Source organism: Paenibacillus sp. FSL E2-0178 (assembly GCF_038593005.1).
Lineage (GTDB): Bacteria > Bacillota > Bacilli > Paenibacillales > Paenibacillaceae > Paenibacillus_AQ > Paenibacillus_AQ phytohabitans.
Window position 1 is genome coordinate 2,398,806 of record NZ_CP151953.1, and the last position, 22,193, is coordinate 2,420,998.

The 22,193-nt window shown below is 53.6% G+C and carries 15 protein-coding genes and 1 riboswitch; of the genes, 2 read left to right on the plus strand and 13 right to left on the minus strand.

The annotated features are described in order from the left end of the window. Window positions 1–85: 85 nt before the first annotated feature. The gene (locus MHI42_RS10690; protein WP_342423744.1) at window positions 86–4,507 is read right to left on the minus strand and encodes a bifunctional 2',3'-cyclic-nucleotide 2'-phosphodiesterase/3'-nucleotidase; all 4,422 of its coding nucleotides are present in this window, start codon (window positions 4,505–4,507) and stop codon (window positions 86–88) included. A gap of 161 nt (window positions 4,508–4,668) precedes the next feature. Here MHI42_RS10690 and MHI42_RS10695 point away from each other — a divergent pair, with 161 nt between their 5' ends. Beyond that, window positions 4,669–4,995: a hypothetical protein gene (locus MHI42_RS10695; protein WP_342423745.1), complete on the plus strand. Its 327-nt coding sequence runs from the start codon at window positions 4,669–4,671 to the stop codon at window positions 4,993–4,995. Between the two features lie 659 nt (window positions 4,996–5,654). Here the strand turns inward: MHI42_RS10695 and mqnC are convergent. From mqnC to metA, 3 genes are all read right to left on the minus strand, one after another. Beyond that, complete coding sequence (mqnC, locus tag MHI42_RS10700; protein ID WP_042135145.1) at window positions 5,655–6,791, minus strand: cyclic dehypoxanthinyl futalosine synthase; 1,137 nt, start codon at window positions 6,789–6,791, stop codon at window positions 5,655–5,657. Between the two features lie 195 nt (window positions 6,792–6,986). Then, complete coding sequence (locus tag MHI42_RS10705; RefSeq protein ID WP_171718920.1) at window positions 6,987–8,153, minus strand: aminotransferase class I/II-fold pyridoxal phosphate-dependent enzyme; 1,167 nt, start codon at window positions 8,151–8,153, stop codon at window positions 6,987–6,989. A 61-nt stretch (window positions 8,154–8,214) separates the two neighbouring features. Further along, entirely contained in the window at window positions 8,215–9,132 is a 918-nt protein-coding gene (gene metA / locus MHI42_RS10710) for a homoserine O-succinyltransferase (RefSeq protein WP_042135138.1), read from the minus strand. 119 nt (window positions 9,133–9,251) lie between these two features. Continuing rightward, window positions 9,252–9,383, minus strand: a riboswitch (SAM riboswitch). Between the two features lie 424 nt (window positions 9,384–9,807). Here metA and corA point away from each other — a divergent pair. Then, window positions 9,808–10,743 (plus strand): magnesium/cobalt transporter CorA, encoded by a 936-nt coding sequence (gene corA / locus MHI42_RS10715; RefSeq protein WP_042211571.1) that lies wholly within the window; start codon window positions 9,808–9,810, stop codon window positions 10,741–10,743. A 90-nt stretch (window positions 10,744–10,833) separates the two neighbouring features. Here the strand turns inward: corA and MHI42_RS10720 are convergent, their stop codons facing one another. The 9 genes from MHI42_RS10720 to MHI42_RS10760 all read right to left on the minus strand — a co-directional run bounded on the left by MHI42_RS10720 (window position 10,834) and on the right by MHI42_RS10760 (window position 21,809). Next, window positions 10,834–11,775, minus strand: coding sequence for a 1-phosphofructokinase family hexose kinase (locus MHI42_RS10720; RefSeq protein WP_342423746.1), 942 nt, complete (start codon window positions 11,773–11,775; stop codon window positions 10,834–10,836). A gap of 169 nt (window positions 11,776–11,944) precedes the next feature. Next, window positions 11,945–12,961: an HRDC domain-containing protein gene (locus tag MHI42_RS10725; RefSeq protein ID WP_336102641.1), complete on the minus strand. Its 1,017-nt coding sequence runs from the start codon at window positions 12,959–12,961 to the stop codon at window positions 11,945–11,947. 256 nt (window positions 12,962–13,217) lie between these two features. Next, complete coding sequence (locus tag MHI42_RS10730) at window positions 13,218–14,099, minus strand: ROK family protein (RefSeq protein WP_342423747.1); 882 nt, start codon at window positions 14,097–14,099, stop codon at window positions 13,218–13,220. 828 nt (window positions 14,100–14,927) lie between these two features. Continuing rightward, a complete protein-coding gene (locus MHI42_RS10735; protein WP_342424716.1) occupies window positions 14,928–16,550 on the minus strand; it encodes a cobyrinate a,c-diamide synthase in 1,623 nt (540 codons plus the stop codon). A gap of 36 nt (window positions 16,551–16,586) precedes the next feature. Further along, complete coding sequence (locus tag MHI42_RS10740; protein ID WP_342423748.1) at window positions 16,587–17,741, minus strand: cobalamin biosynthesis protein; 1,155 nt, start codon at window positions 17,739–17,741, stop codon at window positions 16,587–16,589. Beyond that, window positions 17,689–18,483 (minus strand): precorrin-4 C(11)-methyltransferase, encoded by a 795-nt coding sequence (cobM, locus tag MHI42_RS10745; RefSeq protein WP_342424717.1) that lies wholly within the window; start codon window positions 18,481–18,483, stop codon window positions 17,689–17,691. Before cobM ends, MHI42_RS10740 begins: the two co-directional genes overlap by 53 nt. A 5-nt stretch (window positions 18,484–18,488) precedes the next feature. Continuing rightward, on the minus strand, window positions 18,489–19,238 hold the full coding sequence (gene cobI, locus MHI42_RS10750) for a precorrin-2 C(20)-methyltransferase (protein WP_340989369.1): 750 nt from the start codon (window positions 19,236–19,238) through the stop codon (window positions 18,489–18,491). 230 nt (window positions 19,239–19,468) lie between these two features. Then, window positions 19,469–20,692, minus strand: a complete 1,224-nt coding sequence (gene cbiE, locus MHI42_RS10755; RefSeq protein ID WP_342423749.1) for a precorrin-6y C5,15-methyltransferase (decarboxylating) subunit CbiE — start codon at window positions 20,690–20,692, stop codon at window positions 19,469–19,471. Beyond that, window positions 20,685–21,809: a cobalt-precorrin-5B (C(1))-methyltransferase gene (locus MHI42_RS10760; RefSeq protein WP_342424718.1), complete on the minus strand. Its 1,125-nt coding sequence runs from the start codon at window positions 21,807–21,809 to the stop codon at window positions 20,685–20,687. The genes cbiE and MHI42_RS10760 overlap by 8 nt, the downstream gene beginning before the upstream one ends. Between the last annotated feature and the right edge of the window lie 384 nt (window positions 21,810–22,193).

Sequence of the window (22,193 nt, forward strand, 5' to 3'; positions counted from 1 at the left end):
CAAGCCTGAGCATCCTCGTAAACGGAAAGGCCCGCGCACAATGTGCACGGGCCTTTTGCCTGATTCAATGGTATTCGTATAGAAATCAGGAAGCTTTGTTCTCCAGCATCCGGTAGATGATGACGGCCGCCTGGGCGCGGTTCGCGATACTCTTCGGCGCGAATTTCTGGGCATCCACACCGTTGACAATCCCCAACTGGGTCAGCTGCGCCACAGGCTGCTGCGCATAAGCTGCAATCTTGGCCTTGTCGGCAAACTTATTCAGAGCAGCAGGATCAACCGGCTGCAGCTGATCCTTGAGGGCATTAGCGATCATAATCGCCATTTCCTCACGGGTGATCTCACGGCCCGGCTCGAATTTACCGTTCCCTGAGCCTCTCACCAAACCGGCGTTTACAGCAGCAGCGATCGTATCTGTATACCAGACACCTTGTTTCACATCGCTGAAAGTAGTTGCTGATGCAGTATTGCTCAAGTTAAGCGAACGAACGAGCATAGTTACGAATTCAGCACGGGTTACACTCTTCACGGGTGCGAAGTTCGTGCCGTCGATGCCTTTTACAATACCTTTAGCCGCCAGTGCATTAATAGCTTCTGCAGCCCACGCTACCTTACCCAAATCCTTGAATGCAGTAACAGGAACGGCCGGGCTCTGTGTTGGAGCGGTGGTTGCAGCCGGAGCCGGAGTAGCTGATGCGGCTGGACTAGGAGAAGCTGATGGTGAAGCAGTCGGTTTAGGTGTCGCCGTTGCTACAGGCCCTGTGCCAGTACCAGGATTAGTACCCGGGTTAGTGCCTGGATCTGTTTCTGGAGCAGCTTTGTTGGTAATCCGTCCTTCAATTGCAGCAGTAATAGCTCCGCCATTGAATTTCTTCACAATATAATCATAGAATACATCCAGATCGATTGGTCCGGCCAGCGATTTACTTGCCTGGGTCAATACCTTATAGTTGTCTCCGCCTGCAGCCATGAAGTTATTGACGACAGCTGTGTAGCTCTTGGACATTTCAATCGGTGTCCCATCACTTTTGGTCAGGTTGGCCACACGGCTGGCAACCGGCAGATACATATTGGCCGTATATTTCAGGCCGGAAATTTGCAGTGTCTTGATGTCTGCTGTTCCATCAGCCTTAACTGCCCATTGCTGCTGCAGCAAGGTTTTGATCTGTTCACCGGTAAGCGTCAGCTTCACCAGCGTATTGCCGAAGGGCTGGATTTTGGCCAGATCACCGAAGAGAACATTCCCCTTAGGAAGATCGGCACGGATACCGCCCGGATTCATAAATGCAAAGTCAGCAGGACCAGCAGCACCGTCTTTGAAATCAGCCTGACGCATAGCATCCGCAATCAGGTTGCCCAGGGGAGCTTCCTTCAGATATACATCTGTACGGGTAACTGTGCCATCTGTAGTCCCTACAGGCTTAGCCAGCTCAGGATGCAGAGCCAGATAATGATCAACCAGTGCTTTGGTTTCAGCATCCGGCGTCACATTCTCCTGGAAGGTAGTAATTACTTCAGCAGATTTGCTCTTAACCTCTCCGGTCTCCGGATCGATAGCCAGGCGGATGTCTTCATAGGCAGTACCGTAAGAGTAGGCCTGAACAACCAGTTTGCCGTTCACTATATCGTTAGCGTAGGCATGATTGTCACCAGCCACAATAACATCTACCGGAGAATTAGCCGGGAGGGCATTCGCCAAATCTACAGCCTCACCTGTGGATACATTTTTCTTCGTTGCCGCATCAACCTTCGTGGTTGCCGGATCATGGGCAAGCACGATAATCGTGTTGACCCCTTTACCTTTGAGCTCTGCTGCATACTTTTCGATAGCAGCAACTTCTTCCTCAGCACTCAGGAATTTCACACCGGCTGTACCGGCTGGGGATACCTTACTTGGTGTTGCCTTGGTTACTACGCCGATAAACCCGATTTTTACACCGCCGATTTCTTTAATCGTGTAAGGCTTGATCAACGGCTCTCCAGTCTTCATGTCGATCGCATTGGCATTAATGTAATCGAAATTCACAGGTGCATGGACAATGCTCGGGTTAACCGGGTCCGCACCGCCGAAAATTTGTGCCTTCAATGCTTCAACACCCTGGTCGAATTCGTGGTTACCCAAGGTTCCCACATCGAACTTCATCATGTTCATCCATTCCAGGGTCGGCTTGTCACGCTCCATGGAGGATACCGGAGCAGAGGCACCGACAGAGTCCCCGTTGTGGACTAGCAGGGTGTTATCGTATTTGGCACGGGCATTCTTCAGGTAGGTTGCCAGAATCGCCGCAGTTCCTACAGGCTTGCTCTCCGTACCCACAGTTACAAAGGATGTCGTATCCAATTGTCCATGAAGGTCATTGATGCCGAGCAGATGGACTTTGACGCTTCCGCTCAGGTCGAGATTGTAAATCTCGTCACCCCGGAGATTCTGGGTTCCCGTATCGGTAATATTATCATGTTTAGGAAGTGCATTCTTAGCCTTAGGTGAAGAAGTAAAGGTAACCTTGACATCGCCTTTGACCGGAGCGATCGACCAGTTATTATCGGCCGGCTGGTTAACGTTTCCTGCTTCCTTGATGTAATCCATCAGAATCTGACGATTCTCTTCCAGGGTATCCAGCACCATCGTAAGACCGGCAGCACCGGTTTTGACACCCGGGAAATTCCCGCCGCCGCTTGCCCGGTAATTGTTAGTCACTACGATGAAGTCCTGATTCATATCCAGCGGCTTGTCATCATAGGTAATGGAGGTAACCCGCTCAGACGTGAGGTCATTCACCGTGCCGTCAGGCTTGTATCTTGCATTTTTGGTGACATCAATCGTGTATTTAATTCCGTCGATAACATCGAAATTAAATACGGAGAATGCGGAGTTGAGCAGCGGCTGCTCGGTAGTCACCGCAGGATCAATACGGTTATAGGCACCAGCGCTCATTTCAACCCATTCTTTCACAGTCTCACCCTTGACCTTAATGGCCTTAAGCGTGTTGTCATAGAGATACAGGTCGCTTGCGCTGCGGATGGTCAGATCTCCTGCTTCAATTTCAGTATACTCATCCGGGTTATTGCGTCCGGCCTTGAAAGGTGCACCAACGCTCAGGATGGGCATTCCCTGGTAAGCAGCCAGGTTAGGATCACTATTGATCAGCTTCTCAACATAGTTTTTCTGGGCATAGGTTACGATCTGAACCGTCGGATCATCCTGCACCATAGCGAAAAAGCTGTTCATCGGTACATCCGTACGTCCAAGGGGTTGATTGACATAAGCAATCGTAGCCTGGTGATCAGCGGCAACCACTGCATCCAGCTCAGCATCCGGCTCTACGTTTGCAATATTAACCTTGTTCTCCGTTCTGTAGATCGAACGGGTGGACGAAACCGAAGCGCTCTTGTCCACCATAAAGTGTCCGCTCCGCTGTGGGTCCGGAACGATTGCCAGGTCGATGAGACCCAAATTGGCGCCGCCGAATCCCGCCTGAACGGCTGGAACATTGTTGATCTGGCCTTTGGCATTATCGATGCCGGGCAGTACAGCTTTACCCGTAGAATCCTTGAAGGATGCGTCCAGCGCTTCCACAGTCGCAGCCGGGAATACCTTATGGGTATGAGAGAACGTAATGGCATCAATCCCCGGCACGAGACTTAGTGATTTGATGTCATTCTCAGATTTGGTTCCGGGTACTGCATTATTATCATATCCGGTATGCGCCATCGCAACGATAATATCCGCACCGTCTTCCTTCATCTGAGGAATGAATTTAGCGGCCGTTTCAGCGATGTCCCTAGTAATGACCTTACCTTCCAGGTTGACCTTGTCCCAATCCATAATCTGCGGAGTAACGAGACCAATCAGGCCGACCTTAACATGTTGGGTAGCTCCGTTGCTGTCGGTAACTGCCTTGTCGATTATTTTATAAGGAGTGAAATAGTTCGGGTTATTGGAATCATCCTCGTCCCCGTCTACGGCATACACATTCGCATTAATAAAAGGAATGTCTGTATACTCATATGTGGCTGAAGTGGCAGAAGTAATGCTCTCCAGATAAGGAAGTCCATAGTTGAATTCGTGGTTGCCGAGTGTCGCAGCATCATAGTTCATGGTATTCAAAGCTGCAATCATCGGATTGATCTGCTTAGTCTTGCCGTCTCCATCAACTTGCTTCGAAGCGTACGTTCCCAGCGGTGTACCCTGAATCAAATCTCCGTTGTCGAGCAAAAGGTTGTTAACACCCTTCTCCTCGGCTCTGGCCTGCTTCACCAGCGTAGCCGTCCGGTCCAGTCCTACCGTCAGAGACGGTTGGTTCTTAAAGTAATCCCAGCCCATCACATTGGTATGCACATCTGTAGTACTCATCAGCCGCAGGTTGATCGCGCCTGACGCAGGTTCAGCTGCTGCCTTCCCGGCTCCCAGTACTGAACCGGCAACGACTCCGCCCAGCACCTGTGCTGTAATCACAGCGGTAGCCAATATTGAAGCAATAGGCTTATTCCAACGTTTTTGTACCATAGAATCTTATACCCTCCCAGTTAATCTCTTTAAATTGACCGTCAAAGCGTAACATATCAACTTATTCCTATCTATCAAACTGGGTTAACTAGAATTGCGAATTGTGTAAAATGTAAAAAAGGATATGTTGCATTCATATTTTTATAAGGAGAGGGTTGACTATGGACGAGGGAAAGAATACACATGAAGAATTATTCTGGATCAAAGACGAGAACCGGAGCACTAACCGGAAAGATATCCGCTGGTTTGAGGAAATGCTCACCTTTGATACTTTACGGGAAGCGGAAGAATGGGTTATGAGTGATGCCTATAATAAAATTGGCGGAGACCAGTTTGACGGCTATTGGACTGGTGATCCTAAGCTGGCGTTTGCGCTGGTCTATAACCTGACACGCCTGAAGACTCTGGGCCACGCTTCTTTTAATGATATCTATGCTGATGAAGAGGAGCGGGATGGTCAAACGATATTTAAGGTTTGGGTGAGTTGATGGGGGCTGGTGCCAATACCGGAAAAGCTAAGCGAAGGCTCGCACGTGGCTCAATGAGCATAATGTATTCGAAATTTCGAATACAATTGGCTCGCCCGTAGCTGATGCTAGCGGTGCCGGTGGAATAGATGGAAAAAAGACATTGATAAACAGCCCTCTTACACATCTAATATGTGCTGAAGGGCTATCTTTCGCTTTTGCTAAATCTCAAATACTATCTCGTCGCCTGTCTCGCTCTTCTTGAAAGGGTTGATGTATTGTGTGAACCTCAATTGCAATCCTGAAGCATCGTCAGGTAATGGCGGGGAGACAACGTATTTATATCGGTAATTCGTTCATCATAATGCTCTGTTGGGCGTTCAAAATGTATTGGTTTCATCTTCAGCCTCCCACATGCTTATTTAAGTGATTTCACAATTAAAAATTAACGCATAATGGATTATATGGATAATAGCACCTCTTTCTCCCGGATGTCTCTTCCAGACGACAAAGAACGCTTGTCCATAACTAATCCCTCCAAATGGATTAATATTGAACAAGCGTTGTAGTTGAAATTATGAAAATAACGGGGTAAACACTACATTATCTGTAGCACATACCCGCTATTTTACCCTTGAAGTATATACCCTATTATGCCAAAAACACACTATAGCTACCCTCTAGTTCTGCATGATAAAGTCATTGTCGATCTTGGCGTTCGCATCCTCGAACGTCCGCAGGATGTCGTAGCGCGTGTTGCGCTGCGCCGGGATCTTGCCTGCTTCGCGGATCAGCTGGGTAATCGACTCAATGTTAACCTTGTAGGTTGCGCCCGCCGAGGAAACTACGTTCTCCTCGATCATCGTGCTGCCGAAGTCATTACAGCCGTATTGCAGGGAAAGCTTACCGACCTCAGGGCCCATCGTGACCCAGGAGGACTGGAAGTTCTTGATATTATCCAGCACCAGACGGCTGATTGCCACGGTCTTGAGGTATTCCTCCGGTGTCTGCCGGTCCAGCTTGAGGTTCGTATTATCCGGCTGGAAGGTCCACGAGATGAAGGCCAGGAATCCTTCGGAGTCATATTTGTTCGCTATGCACTCGTCCTGGGCTTCACGGACACGCAGCAGATGCAGCGCCCGCTCTTCCATACTCTCGCCCAGACCGATCACCATCGTGGCTGTCGTGTTCATGCCGATCCGGTGCGCAGTCTGCATGACATCCATCCACTCGCGCCAGGAGCCTTTGAGCCGGCTGATCTTGCGGCGCGTGCGGTCATCGAGAATCTCCGCTCCCCCGCCGGGCAGGGAATCCAGGCCTGCGGCATGAATCTCACGCATGACCTGCTCCAGCGGCAGTCCGGAGACCTCGACCATCTTCATGATCTCTGCCGGTGAGAAGGAATGCATGGTGATCTCCGGGAAGCGCTGCTTAATTCCGCGCAGGATATCGGTGTAATAGCTGAACGGCAGATTCGGGTTCGTTCCGCCCTGCATCAGAATTTCAGTCCCGTTCACGCTGATCGTCTCGGCTATCTTTTGATAGATCGTTTCATCGGGAAGCACATAACCTTCTTCCGAACCCGGTCTGCGGTAGAAGGCGCAGAAGCGGCAATAGACATCACACACATTGGTGTAGTTAATATTACGGCCGATTACGAATGTAGCCAGCGGGTCCGGGTGCCAGCGCTTCATAATAATATCCGCAGCCGCGCCCATTTTCTCAATTTCATTGCTTTCGAACAGCGTGATTGTGTCTTCTAATTGAAGACGTTCACCTTTAAGTGTCTTATCCAGAATAAGATCAATTGCACTCAACGTTCGCAGCCTCCTCTTAATCCTATGAAGTATAGTAGATGAATTTAATTTAAAAAATAAACAAACTCGTTCCCCCATCGTATCACAATCGGATGAGCTTGAAAAATCTTTCGCCAAATAAAACAGCAGCACCCCATTGGCGCTGCTGTTCAATGTATACAGTGATTCTATCTGGCTGCCAAGGTTCCAGGATGCCTATTCCAGCTCGGTGCGCGCAGCCTCCAGTGCCTGGGTAAGATCAGCGATCAGATCGTCCACATGCTCGATGCCGACCGAGAAACGCAGCAGCCGGTCATCTACGCCAACCGCATCCCGGATTTCCGCCGGAATATCGGCGTGAGTCTGTACAGCCGGATAGGTCATAAGCGATTCCACACCGCCAAGACTCTCAGCAAAAGCAATCAGGCGGATATGGCGGAGCAGCGGCTCCACGTATCTGGCATCCTTCACCTTGAAGGAGAAAATCCCGGTGTTGCCGGAGGACTGGCGCTTCTGGATTTCGTATCCCGGATGATCCGGCAGACCCGGATGGAAGACTTCGGCAATGGCCGGATGCTCCAGCAGATAACGGGCGAGAGCCAGCGCATTACTCTCATGCCGCTCCATGCGCAGGGCAAGTGTCTTCATCCCCTTCATCAGCTGGTAGCTGTCGTTTGGTGCAAGGACAGCGCCCAGTGAATTATGCAGAATCGCCATTTCTGCGGACAATTCAGCACCTTTGGTCACAATAAGTCCGGCAAGGACATCGTTATGTCCGCCCAGATATTTGGTCGCGCTGTGAACGATGATATCTGCTCCAAGCTCAATAGGGCGCTGGAAGAACGGGGTAAGCAGCGTATTGTCGACAATCGTAAGCAGCCCGTGGTGGCGGGCCCATGTACATACCGCTTCGATATCCGTAATCATCATCAGCGGATTGGTTGGTGTCTCAATGAATACACCCTTGGTGCCCGGCTGGCGCGCAGCTTCGAGAGCATCCAGATCATTCGTATCCACATAGGAGGCGCTGATGCCGTATTTGGACAGAATCCGTTCCAGCAGACGGTACGTTCCGCCATACAGGTCGAGCGAGACAACGAGATGATCACCTTGTCCAAACAAAGCAAACACAGTAGTCAGTGCAGCCATACCTGAGGCGCAGGCGAAGCCGGCATCGCCGGATTCCAGCGCCGCTGCCGCATCTTCGAGCACAGAGCGGGTAGGATTTTTGGTGCGGATGTAATCAAAGCCCGTGCTCTGTCCGAGTCTCGGGTGACGGAATGCCGTCGCGTTGTACACCGGATAATTAATCGCCCCTGTCGCGGGGTCCTCCATCGAACCAATCTGTGCCAGTCTGCTCTCAATTTTCAGTTTCTCGTCCATTTCCATTGCCTCCTAAAAGTTTTGTGCGTGTAACCATTGCTTCTATATATAAATAATTTTTTTAAATAAACGCTCCGATATCGTAGGGTGTCTCCTGGTATACATAGTAATTGAGCCAATTAGCGAATAATAAGTTGGCATGGGCGCGCCAGACGGCCGGCGGTGTACGGGTGGGATCATCTTTTGGATAATAGTGCTTCGGAATCTCAATATCCATGCCCTTGGCGATATCGCGGTCATACTCCCATTTCAGGGAGAACGGATCATATTCTGAATGTCCGGTTACAAAAATCTGCTTGCCGTCATGCGCAGAAACCAGGTACACACCGGCTTCCTCTGATTCCGCCAGAATCTGCAGATCCGGATTATTCTCTATATCCTCACGGGAGACATCGGTGTGACGGGAATGCGGCACATGGAATACTTCGTCGAAGCCCCGCAGCAGTTTCACATTATTATGGCTCAGCGTATGCGGAAACACTCCAAAGCATTTATCCGGCAGACTCACCTTACGCACGCCGAAGTGGTGGTACAGTCCTGCCTGCGCGGCCCAACAGATATGCATGGTCGAGGTTACGTTCTGCTTGCTCCATTCAAAAATCACTTTCAGCTCTTCCCAGTAGTTGACATCCTCGAACTCCATTTGTTCCACCGGAGCCCCGGTGATGATCAAGCCGTCAAAGCGGCGGTCACTGATTTCATCAAAGGTTTTGTAAAAGCTCTTTAAGTGCTCTGCCGAAGTATTCTTCGAGGTATGGGAGCTGGGATGCAGCAGAACAACGTCCACCTGAAGCGGTGAGTTCCCGATAAGGCGCAGCAGCTGCGTTTCCGTGGTTTCTTTGGTCGGCATCAGATTCAGGATGGCGATCCGCAAAGGACGGATATCCTGATGAAAGGCATGGCTTTCATCCATTACAAAAATATTCTCACCGGATAATACTTCTTTGGCCGGAAGACTGTCGGGAATTTTAATAGGCATTGCTGTTTCCACTCCTTAACTGAAATTAGGTTCCGCTTGGCGGTTAAATCTGATGTAAAACAACGAAAAAAGACCTTTCTCGGGCGAGAAAGGTCATATATCTGCAGTCATATGCGCCTCTCTCATCTGCCAGAGAACTTCCGCCGGACGAATAACGTCCTGCAAAGCTTCCGCAAGAATTAGCACCGTGCGTTCACACGCCGGTTGCCGGGTTTCATCGGGCTAGTCCCTCCACCTGCTCTTGATAAGATTTAGCTGTATTCAGTTGGGGTTATTCCAAAGCATCCGCGGATACTTTTCTTAAAATTCACTTTAAATCATGAACCTCCTTTTCGTCAAGTCCATACAATGCTTAAGGGGCCTGGAGAATGAAAAGAATTTCTCTTGAAAGAGCCATACCCCGGCGTTATACTAGACAAGTGTTTCAACCATAAACGGCGAAAAGAAGAGGTGAGAGAAGAATGGAAGGCGACCCGGGCTCGCGAATAAGCGTGCAGAAAGAACAACCACACAGGATTAACATCAGCTTGCCGGCGGCGGGGGCAGTTCTTCTTCATGCTCTCGGACCGTCTTTTGGCCTTCATCCATGATTGTACCACCGGCCAAGCTGATTTTTTCTCTGTGCTTTAATTAGCATATCCCTGGAGAAGACCAGGGACAGAAGGAGTGAATCAGATGAAAATCCGGCTGGTGAACGCAGGGGTTTTTACGACTATTGACAATATTGAGGATACACTTACCGCACCCGCTGAGGGTTTCTACTGGATTGATGCGGATGTTGAGGATCTTGTTGAGCTTCAGCCTTTGTACAATCTGCATGATCTGGCTGTCGAGGACTGTCTCAGTGAAGAGGATCAGCGCCCGAAGCTGGAGATCTATGAGAGCCATTATTTTATCGTAGTCAACAGCATCCGGTTTGATGACGAGGAAATCTTCCTCCGCGCGCTCAACGTATTCCTGGGCAGACATTTCATCATCACCGTTACGAAGCAGAAGATCCATGAGCTGCGCGTCCTGAAGCCCATTCTATGGGAGCAGGAGGTCAGTGAGCCGGACCGCTTCCTGTACCTGTTAATCGACCTTGTGGTCGACAACTTCTTCTCGGTCGGTGACCGGATTGAAGCGCGGATTGAGAAGCTGGAGGAGGATATCCTCATGCACACCAAAAAATCGCATCTCAGCGAGATCATCGGTCTGCGCAGTGAAATTCTCTGGCTGAAGAAGATGCTGGGCCCGCAGAAGGAAGTTATCAACACGCTCAACAAAAAAGACCTCCGCCTGATCGACGATCAGCTGCAGAAGTATTTCAGCGATATTTATGAAAATGCGGTCAAGATCTCTGAAACCTTTGAAACGTACCGCGACCTCATGGGCAACTTACGTGAAGCTTATCAGTCCAGTATTGCTAACCGCGCCAATGAAATCATGAGAGTATTTACGGCAATTACTACGATATTCATGCCGCTGACCGTTATTACCGGTATCTACGGTATGAACTTTGACAATATTCCCGAGACCCATTCCCAGTACGGCTATTATGGAGTCATCGCCGTCATGGTGACGCTCGGCTGCGGAATGCTGGTGATCTTCCGCAAGAAGGATTGGCTATGAAACTGGGCGGACGAATACGCAGGACGAAGGCACCGGATACCTCAGGGTATAGGGAAGCCTTCGTCTTTTTGGTATATGGCGGCCACAAAACTACATGTGTCCGGCTGCGCCGGTATCCATGCCGGCAAACAACCGCTCCGTATCCTCGCGCTTGCAGAGCTGACGCTCCGGATTCATGACAGCTGCAGCTCCGGAGGCGATGCCGAACTGAACGGCTCTGCGCAGCGGCCAGCCCCGTTCCAGACTGTACACGAGTCCCGCAACCAGACTGTCGCCAGCGCCTACTACACTGAGTACAGGAACTTCAGGTGCCAGCAGATGCTCGCAGCCGTCTTTGGTAATCAGCAGCGCCCCGTCCCCGCCCAGTGAGACTACCACTACTTCCGTCCGGCCTTCTTCAATCAGCTGCAGTGCGGCTGCCTTCACTTCCTCATCACCGGTTATTGCATGCCCTACCAATTCCTCCAGCTCACGTGCGTTCGGCTTCAGCAGATATACGCCGGCATCAGCCGCAAGCTGCAGCGCTTCGCCGGAAGTATCGATAATCACCCGGGCCTTCCAAGGCTTCGCTGCTTCAATGACACGTGCATAGAAATCAGCCGGGCAGCCCGGGGGCAGACTGCCGCTGGCTACAAGATAAGCAGGTTTATCCGGCAGCGCCGTTAATTGCTCAAGGCACTCCTTCCAGTCACCTTCGATGAACCGCGGGCCCGGCATGTCGAACCGGAACTGCTGCCCGGTGGATTCCTCCACGACAATCAGATTCTCCCGGGTCTGCCCGCTGATCGGAATCTCCTGATGCCTTACGCCCTCCTGTTCCAGCATATGGTGCAGCAGCTGACCATGAAGTCCGCCTGAGGCATAGAGTGCAAGGGAATCCCCGCCCAGTCTGTGAATTGCCCGTGACACATTAACACCGCCGCCCCCCGGTTTGTACGAGGCTTCACGGCAGCGCAGCTTATGATCGGGAACAACCTTACTTATGCTTGTACTGGCATCGACGCTAGGATTAACCGTCAACGTTACTATCATATGTCCCACTCCTTTTTAACTGCATACAGGTATAGTACCGCTAATCGCCCCTTTCTCCTAATAACCTGGACAACACTGCCGGCCGCAGATAAAACCCTGCAGCGCGCTTCCTCTCTCGTGAAAGGAAAAGCAAGCTGTGCAGGGTTAATCCGGGGAAGAAGGCTGCTTCTTACAGATTCGTAGCCAGTCCTAACGAGGCCGGCTGCTCCCGGCGGAAGCGGATACGGATCAGCCGCAGGCGTTCATAGTACATATCGAGGCCCTCTGCGGGGGAGAAATCCTCGCCATAGGCCTTATAGAGGACGGGCTTCAGGAAGGTATCACCGATCAGCTCATAGGCTGTCCATATATTGTTCTGTTCCTGGGAAGTAACTTCACTGAGTTCAAGAGCAATGAGCTTCTCGACGGAATAACCGTCCTTCTCCAGTTCCTCTACAGCTTCAAGAACTTCACGGCGGGAGACCCCGCTGAGCCCCTTGAGCTGCTCCATTCCCTGCCCTTCTTCAATCCCCTGAAGCAGCACACGCCGCAGTCTCAGCCGCTCCAGCTGCTTCTTGTATTTCAGCTCCTTCTGTTTGTACAGCCAGGAAACAAAGCTCTCTTCGTCGATCGAATCACTTACCCAGCCCAGCGGATATTGATGCTCACGCTGCACACCGGAGGTAATACTGAGCCAGTCGGCGCCATATTGCGAGGCTTTACCTTCACCTACGCCGGGAATCTGCAGCAGCTCTTCCGCCGTATGGGGCAGAAATGCACTTATCATCCGCAGCAGACGGTTGCTGGCCAAGATGTAAGGTGCCTTGCGTTCGCTTGAGGCCTTCCCCCTGCGCCAGGAGCAAAGCTCCTCATAGACCGTTTCATTTGCGTACTGCTCACTGTAATACTGCAGCTTAAGCTGCTCCTGGCCGCGGCTGTTAAGATGCTCATCTTCATGAAATACACCGTCAATCAGGGGGCGGTAACCGTCTCCCATCTTCATTGCAAGCTCATGCCGGTACACACACAGCATCTCATTCCATGAACCGCCTTCATACCATAAGCTGTCACCCATTTCCTGTTCTCCTGAGAAGTCGCGCCAGCCCAGGCGCCATAGTCCCTCCTCCTCTCCAATCCACAACTGGGCAAATACCTCCTGGTCTACTCCTGACATTCTGGACAAACGGTTCATAAATACGATCTGCATATGAATCCCTACCTTCATCGTCTTACAGTATGCATGAGCTTTGTGCGGACCGGATTACCTGCCCCCGCCGATACCGTTTCAGCGGGAAAGATAAGGAACATTTATTGCGCGGAGCCTATAAATTCTTATCTTTGCACAAAAAAAAGCACCTCTCCCACGAAAATCCGTGAAAGAGGTGCTTCCTCTTAAATGCTATACTGTTAAAACCTAGGATACCACATATTGCGAAACAGTCAATGCCTTTTTGTAGGATATTCTACTGTCCGTCAAGCGCCAGCTTCGCAAGGCCAAGCGCACCGGAGAGTCCCGCATTATCCCCGAGCTGAGGAGGGACGATATAACCGCCGATGGCTTCATTGAGCGCCGGATGCTGCACATATCCGCCAAGCAATTCCTGCAGCTTGGTATGGATCAGCGGGAAGAGCTGGCTCTGCTTCATCACGCCGCCGCCCATCACGATTCTCTGCGGCGATAGGATCAGCACATAGTTCATCAGGGCGTGGGCCAGATAGTGGGCCTCCATCGCCCAGGCCGGATGATCCGATGGCAGCTCGCCCGCAGGCTTGCCCCAGCGCTTGCCGATAGCCGGACCTGCCGCCAGGCCTTCCAGGCAATCGCCATGATAAGGGCAGAAGCCTTCATAGTGATCCTCCGGATGGCGGCGCACCAGAATATGTCCCATCTCAGGGTGGGACAGCCCATGGATCAGCTTCCCGCCGACCACTGCACCGGCGCCGATGCCGGTGCCTACGGTGATATAGAGGCAGCTATCCAGCCCTTGCGCGGCACCCCAAGTGTACTCGCCCAGGGCAGCTCCGTTCACATCTGTATCGAAACCGACCGGAACATCAAGCTGCTCCGTCACGGCTCCAACGAGATTATATCCGCCCCAGTGGGGTTTCGGTGTGGTTGTAATATAACCGTAAGTAGGACTGCCGATCACCGGGTCAATCGGTCCGAATGAACCGATGCCAATGGACTCCACATCTTTACCGGAGAAGTAATCTAATACCAGCCCCATCGTTTCTTGAGGGGTTGTGGTCGGAAAGCTCACCCGGTCGATAATCGTCCCGTCCTCATTCCCGATTCCGCATACAAACTTTGTTCCTCCTGCTTCGATCGCTCCCAACAATTTCACTGCAGCGTGCTCCCTTCTCCATTACCATCATTAAGTGATTGCTTCCAGACTTTGAAATTCAGCAGCATATAATCCAATCTATCCCCTGATAAAAAATAAGCCGGTAACCTGCCAGCAGGGTAATAAAGCGCTCTCTTGATCCTATTATACGAGGCTTACAGATGTATGACAAGCGGTTGACATAGATGGTACGGCTAAAAAATATTCTGGAATTCCACTCTCCAGCGGGGAGTGAAAAACCAGTCAATGGCGGTTCGGGCAAGGTGTTAGTATTACGAGCTGGCTGATGCACGAATTACCCGAACGATATTGATTAGCAGGCAAACAGCCCTGAATATACAAGATAAGGACTTTAGAAGGCTGTCTTACTGATGGCCGAAATCCCTACGGACCATAAATTTAGGCCATCCAATTTGTTCATCCGAAAAGTAAGAGACTTAAGCTCTCATGGTATAGACCACTTGTATGGACCACTTGTATAGACTATATAATTAGGCAATCCGGCCAAGGGTTAAGCTATGAGCCTAGAGTCTCACCCGGCAGCGAAGTGATTGTTAGGCTCCCTCAGTATGGACAGGCTCAAAAGTTGTAAGTATTACAACTTGAGTTCACTAATATTAGAGTATTCATGAAGATTGTTGCAGAAAATACAAGAATTCAATCCGCTAACCGACCTGATGGAGGCGAAATCCTGCCTTTCATACAACAATGTCCGATTATCATCGATATCTTGTGGGGAATGTTGTATTTCGTGCAGGATTTCATGCAGGATTAGGTGCAGGATTTATACGGAGTCCAGTTTCTGCCTTCTCCTCCGGTCTGGAATAATCAGAGCCGCTGCTTCGCTTGCTTCTTCTGTTCCCGATAAGTACGGCAGGCTTCCACCAGCCGCCCGGCGGCCGGGAAATGGGACGCCAAATGAATATGCGCATAAGCAGCCATAATGTTGCCGCTGATGTAGCCCTCCGGCTGACTGCCCCCTCTGCCTTTGCTCTCATAGGCATAAGTCCGGGCTTCGCCGGGAATGTAGCTCATGCCGGAATAATGGAATTCATGGCCGCGCAGTCGCCCGCCCTGCTTCAGCAGCAGGCAATCGTGAAGGGCTGTCACCTCACGGTACCCGAGAGCGGCGCGGCGTTCCTGCATTACGGTGTGCGCCGGAATGATCCCGGCCATCTCATGCACAGCGCCGGAGCGGTCAGTAAGGCTGCGGGCCAGCACCATGTAGCCGCCGCATTCCGCATACAGCGGCATTCCGTCTGCAGCTGCAGCTCTTACGCCGTCCAGGAAGAGCGAATTCGCTGCAATCACAGCAGCGAATTCTTCCGGAAACCCGCCGCCGATATAGATTCCGTCGGCCTCCGGCGGGATTCCCTCTCCGCTCAGCGGGCTGAACAGAACCAGCCGCGCACCTGCGCGCTCGAGCAGCTCCAGATTGTCGGCGTAATAGAAATTGAACGCCGCATCCCGGGCTACGGCAATGACCGGCTGGACAGAACGGTGTGCCGGCCTGTCCGTATCCGCCGGCATTATCCGTACTGCCGTTGAAGACAAGGTTGGCCCTGCTGACACAGGCCGCTCCTGTGATGCAGGCTCCATTGCCGGCGGGCTGCCCAAACCCGGAGTCTCAGTCGCCGTAAACCCCGGCATTCCTGGCTCCAGTATACCCGGGCAGCCCTGCGAGGGCCCTTGCGCTTGCAGCACCGCATCCGGTTCCGGCGGATACTGCAATGCAGGCGCAGCTGCGGCAAGCTCCAGCAGCCGCTCCAGATCGGTGCCTTCCGCCAGCAGATCGGCGGCATGCTCGAACAAAGGCTCCAGCTCTCCGCGCTCCACAGCGGGAAGCAGGCCCAGATGGCGCTCCGGGATATCGAGACCACCGTCGCGCGGCAGCCAGCCGATGACCGGAATGCCGCAGGCCGCTTCAATCGCTGCCCGGACCATCCGGTAGTGGCCCTCACTGCCGCAGCGGTTCACTATGACCGCAGCAATCCGCAGCTCCGGCTCCAGCTGCTGAAAGCCGAGCACAATGGCCGCAGCACTGCGTCCCATACTGCGGACATCGACTACAAGCAGCACCGGACTGTCCGTCAGGATGGCGATTTCTGCCGTTGATCCGGTGAGTGCTGTGTCCTCTTTGCCGTCATACAGCCCCATCACACCCTCGATGACTGACAGATCCACATCCTCCGATACGCGCAGGAAATATTCCTGCAGATAGCTGCTTGAAGTCATCCAGGAGTCCAGGTTGCGGGAAGAACGGCCAGTGACTGCAGTATGATACGCAGGATCGATATAGTCTGGCCCGCATTTGAAGCCCTGTACCCTCAGGCCGCGCCGGGCAAACGCCCGCATCAGTCCCAGTGTGACCGTTGTTTTGCCGGAGCCGCTGCCCGTGCCTGCTACTACAAAGCGCGGGCGTGTCTGCAAGAACGGCTCCCGGTCCTTCATTTCATTCCATGTCTCTCTCACCGCTTCTCCCCCGCTCTAACCGGCATAGACAACCCGCGCTACGGCGATTGTCACATTTCCGCTTTTATGTTTGCGCTGCAGGAGCGCCTGCGCACCTGAAGACAACAGTGCGGCAGGCTCACAGACTCCGTACGCTCCGGTCGCTCTGAACACTACCTCCGAAGGATTGTCCAGCATGACTGTGTTCAGCTGTTCCGGTGAATACAACGCCAGCTCCCAGCCGTATTTGGCACACAGAGCCAGCAATCCGGCCTCATCGCCCTTAATCCCGGCAGTAGCCACATTCCGCACACTGTAGAGCGATAGCCTGAGTTCTGCCAGCGAATGCAGCACTACAGCTTCAAGCTCTTCCGCAGAGGTTCCGCGGTTACAGCCCAAACCGAGCACCAGGCTGCGCGGACGATAGACTACAGCGCATTCAGCAAGCACGGCCTCCTCCGGCTCATCTTCATCCGGCAGCCGGTCACTAACCACTATCGCTGCACAGAAGCGGAAGCCGCTGCTTCGCAGCTCATCCCTGCTGGCGAATACGCGTACATGCTCAGGCAGCACTGCCCCCGGCGGCAGCCAGCCCGGCTCTCCGCTCTCCTGGACAAAAGCTACCGCTTCCCCGTTGACAAGCGCAGCACTGACACTTTTCATACGGGTAAAGCTGTCCGCGCGCCAGCCATATTCCCGGCCAAGCAGATCCACAGCGAAGGTGCCCTGCACATCAGAAGCCGTTGTAATTACCGGATGACTGCCGAGCAGCCCGGCGATCTGCAGCGTCAGTCTGTTGGCCCCCCCGAGGTGGCCGGACAGCATGCTGATAACATGCTCCCCGCGCTCATCAATGACGATGACGGCAGGATCGGTTCTTTTGTCCTGCAGCAGCGGAGCAATCAGCCGGACCGCGGCGCCCAGTGAGAAGAACAGAATGACGCCTTCGTAATCCCGGAAGAGCCGGGGGAGCAAATCTTTTACCGGCCCGTCAAAAATTGAAACCTCCCCAGGCCGTGCCTCCACCCCGATACTATACTTGGCAAAACAAAAGACTTCCGTCTCCCCGAGCCCCGCTCCCAGCTTCAGCGCCAGCCCGATGCCGTTTCGCGTGATCGCGACCGCTGCATACCGCCGCTTACTCACCAGAGCCAATTCCTTCCCGGCAGCCATGGGTAAATGCCTTGTCATAGAGCTTGGAGCGGTGCTGATCGCGGTCTGTCAGCCCGGGGTCCAGCGCCCAGCCGGCCAGGATCATGGCATGCATGGTGATACCCGCCTCCCGCAGATCCGGCCCCAAATTCTGCACCGTTGTCCGCAGAATCTGCTGATCCGGCCAGGTGGCCCGCTTCACAACAGCTACCGGTGTATCCGGACTCCAGCCTGCAGCCAGGAATTCTCCGGTCACATGCCCGGCCAGGGAGGCACTAAGAAACAGCGCCACTGTACAGTGATGCTCGGCCAGCTTGCGCAGCTGCTCGCGCTCCGGCACCGGTGTGCGTCCTTCCGCACGGGTCAGAATTACCGTCTGTGTCAGATCAGGCACGGTCAGCTCTGCACCAAGCGCCGCAGCGGATGCAAAGACCGAGCTTACACCCGGCACAATTTCATAGCGGACGCCGCATAGCTTCAGCAGCGACATCTGCTCCAGAATCGCGCCGTACATGGACGGGTCGCCCGTGTGGACGCGGGCTACGCTTTTACCGGCCTGGACTGCTGCCGCCATCAGCTCCACCTGCTGCTCCAGATCCAGCCCTGAGCTTCGCAGCACCTCTGCACCGGGCTTCGCACTGTGGATCAGCTCCTCACTGACCAGGGAATCGGCATAGAGCACGAGGTCCGCAGAGCGCAGAATCCGGCTGCCTTTTACCGTAATCAGCTCCGGATCGCCGGGTCCGGCACCCACAATGTATACTTTAGGTTCGAGCACGATATCTGTCATTTGCTCACCACCATCAGACTTAAGTACTCCAGCTCCTTGCCCCGCAGATCCCGCGCATCGCGCCATACCGTTTCATAAGGTGAGGTTACCTTGGTAACGACGGATGCTTTGCCGGACAGCCCAAGTTCATCCAGCACATCCAGCACCAGATCCAGCACCTTGGCCACCTTGAGGAATACCACCGTCTCGTGATGCAGCAGCGCTTCCTTCAGTGCCTCGCGGTCATCTGTCGCCGGGATGATTCCCACCCGCTGATCTCCGTCCGCCAAGGGCTGCTCCAGGGCAGCCGCCGCGCCCAGCACCGAGGAAATCCCCGGAATGGAGACGATCGGTACACCAGGATGCAGCTCCTGCATTAAGCGGGCCAGGTGAATAAAGGTGCTGAACAGATTAGGGTCACCCTCCGTCACAAAAGCCACATCCCGGCCCTGCTTCAGCTCACTCCAGCACAGCTCCACAGTGCGGTTCCAGCCGCCTGCCAGCTGCACCGGATCCTTCGTCATCGGGAAGATCAGTCCGAGCATGATTTTCTCATCCGGCTTCACATGCATCTCGATGATTTCGTGGGCGTAGGATTTGCCGCCTTTTTTGGTTGCCGGGTAGGCAATCACCGGACATTCCCGCAGCAGCCGGCAGGCCTTGAGCGTAATCAGCTCCGGATCACCGGGGCCGACACCGACACCGTACAACGTCCCGATCGCTCGGGGAGTCAGTCTTTCCTCCAGCTTCAGCTCTTCCTCATCCATAGCATCATAGAGCGCACTTGCGGCCTGCATCGCCGCTTCTGCCAGCTGCGTTTCAGCGGCAATTCCTTCTCCCTCAGATGCTTCCTGCCCGTCCACAGCCTGCACTGCCTGCTGACTCGCCGCCGTTACATGGGTCTTCATCGCATGTTCCTCCTTTGTTTCTGATCGCTTCTTGTTTCCTTATATCTGAACGTCTGATCTGGTCTAAATCTAATCTGTTCTGGTCTGCCTCAGCTCTTCCGTCCACTAACCACATACACGGGATTCATACCCTCGAACCGGGTCATGCCGAGAATCGGCTTGCCGCGTGATGCCTGAAGCATAGTTACCCCGCAATCCAGGCCTGCTTGCTTCAACGCCTCCATGCTTCTATATAACGTCTCAATGGTGATCGCTCCAACGACAATCCGCCCTTCCGGCCGGAGTCTCGCGGCACAGAGCGCTATAATATCCGCCAGCTCCCCGCCGCTGCCGCCGATGAACACTCCATCCGGATCCGGCAGACTCTCCAGCCCCTGCGGCGCTTTTTGATGTATGATCTGGAAATCGGCGCGGAACTTCCGGCGGTTCGCTTCCATGTTCGGCAGATTCTCCGCTCCTTTTTCCAGGGCATAGACCTTGCCGAGCCTGGCGATCCGCGCACATTCCGCCGCAACCGCACCGGAGCCGGAGCCGATATCCCACACCACCGCATCCTCGGACAGATTCAGCTCGGACAGGACCAGAGCCCGGACCTCACGTTTCGTAATGAGGCCTTTCTCCGGCTTCCGCTGCTGGAACTCCTCGTCCGGATAAGCGAAGCCGCGCCGCAATGATGAGCCGGTTCCCGGCCTTCTGCGCAGGATAACTACATTCAGCGCCGCAAATTCACTAGTCTCCATCTCATCCAGCGTCCAGAAGCGGCAGACTTCCTCCGCTCCCCCCAACCGTTCGCACACAAACGCTTCATATTCTATCATCCCGAACTCACGCAAATAAGCGGCAATCACCGCAGGCGTATTACTCTCGTCCGTTAGCAGAGCCACCTTGAGCTTGCCGTCTATGCGCTGGGCCAGTCCCTGGATGGGGCGCCCGTGCAGACTGATCAGTTCGGCATCCTGCCAGCTGTCCCCTAGCCGGGCAAACGCGAGCTGCACACTGCTATAGTGCGGAATAACCTCAACATGCTCCGGCCCGAACTTGCGGACAAGATACCCCGCGATGCCAAAAAAGAGCGGGTCCCCCGAGGCCAGAACCACGGTCCGCCGCTCCCTCCACAACCTCTCCAGCTTATCTGTAAAGGGCTTCAGCCCGCCTTGCAGAACGATTTTCTCACCGGTATATCCGCCAAAAAAATTCAATTGCCGTTCTCCGCCAAGCAGTACCTCACTGTTATTCACTTTGCTTAAGCTATCCGGTGTCAGGCCGCCGGCGCCATCCTCACCGATACCGATAACATAGATCAGGTTACCCACGGATCTCCGCCCTTCCCAGCACTCGGCCCTTCATCGTCATCAATACCATTTCCACAACCATGCCCCCGTTCATATGCTTCAGACTTTGTTCACAGGCATGCCGGCACAGGCTCTCAAAAAAAGCGGAATTCCCCGCCTCGGTCATCATATCCACCACCTGCGAGGCTGTATTGGCGGCAGCAATCTCCTTCACCTGCTTGTCATCTGCCCCGGCCTCCGCCGCCACGGCTGCCAGAAATCCGAAATCAACAGGTGCATTCTTCGAGTGGATCAGCATAGCGCCTTGAGCGACTTTGGAGAACTTACCGGCCATGCCCACAAAGGTAACCTTCCGGATTCCGTAGGCCTTGGCATGCTCCAGTGAGAAGCCTACATATTCCCCCATCTGGATAAAAGCTTCCTCCGGAAGCCCGCCGAACATCGCCATCGCATATTTCTCACTGCTGCCGCCGGTGGTCAGAATAATCTGCCCGTTCCCCGTCGCGGCCGCAACCGAGATCGCCTGAACCACACTAGCCTTGTAGGCTTCGGTGGAGAACGGGGTAACCACGCCCCGCGTGCCGAGGATAGAAATGCCGCCGATGATGCCGAGCCGCGGATTCAGCGTTCTTAGGGCAATCGCTTCGCCTTCCGGCACGCTGATGACCACCCGCAGCCCCCGCGCCGCGCCATGCTCCTCCAGCACCTCGGACACCGCCTCCAGTATCATCCGCCGCGGCACCGGATTAATCGCCGCTGCTCCGACGGGCACCGGCAGCCCAGGCTTCGTCACCCGGCCGACGCCACGGCCGCCGTCGATCTCCACACCGGGGTGATCCAGCCAGCTCACCGCTGCTTCAATCCAGGCCTGATGCGTGGCATCCGGATCATCTCCGGCATCCTTAACCGTGGCACAGATTGCCGAGTCCGCTCCTTCGCGCTGCCAGCCTGTAAGTTCAAAGGAGTGCCGGAAGCCCGCCGGGAGATCAATATCCACAGCGGCAAGCCTGTCGCCTGTAATCAGCAGCAATGCCGCACCTTTGGCAGCGGCGGCGGCACAAGCACCTGTGGTGTAGCCCCTGCGCAGCGGGGCGGCAGGAGTTGAGGAGGCAGGAGCAGCAGAAGGTGACGCTGACAGACCGCCTGGGTTGGCTGCGGACTCAACAACATGCTCGGATTTTCGTTTTGCTGCATACTTTGCGTACTCCGCATCATGCTCAGGCTCGCGATTCGCTGCGTACTCTGCATCATGCTCAGACACCCGCTTTGCAGTGTACTCTGCCGCGGACTCATTATCATGCTTCACCTCCGTTTCCTCCTATTCTGATCTGTCCGGTTGTCTGGTGTTTCCTCGCTCATGGCAATCCCTCTTTGTGATGATATGCAACCTATTCGGAGCATCCTAGATATATTTAGACACGTTAACAATTAAATAAGTGAGCTCAATCAACAATGTAGTCATTGATGTATTCAGTTCCAAGTGAAAATTCCATAATAGTTGTATACTGTGCAATTAAAATCA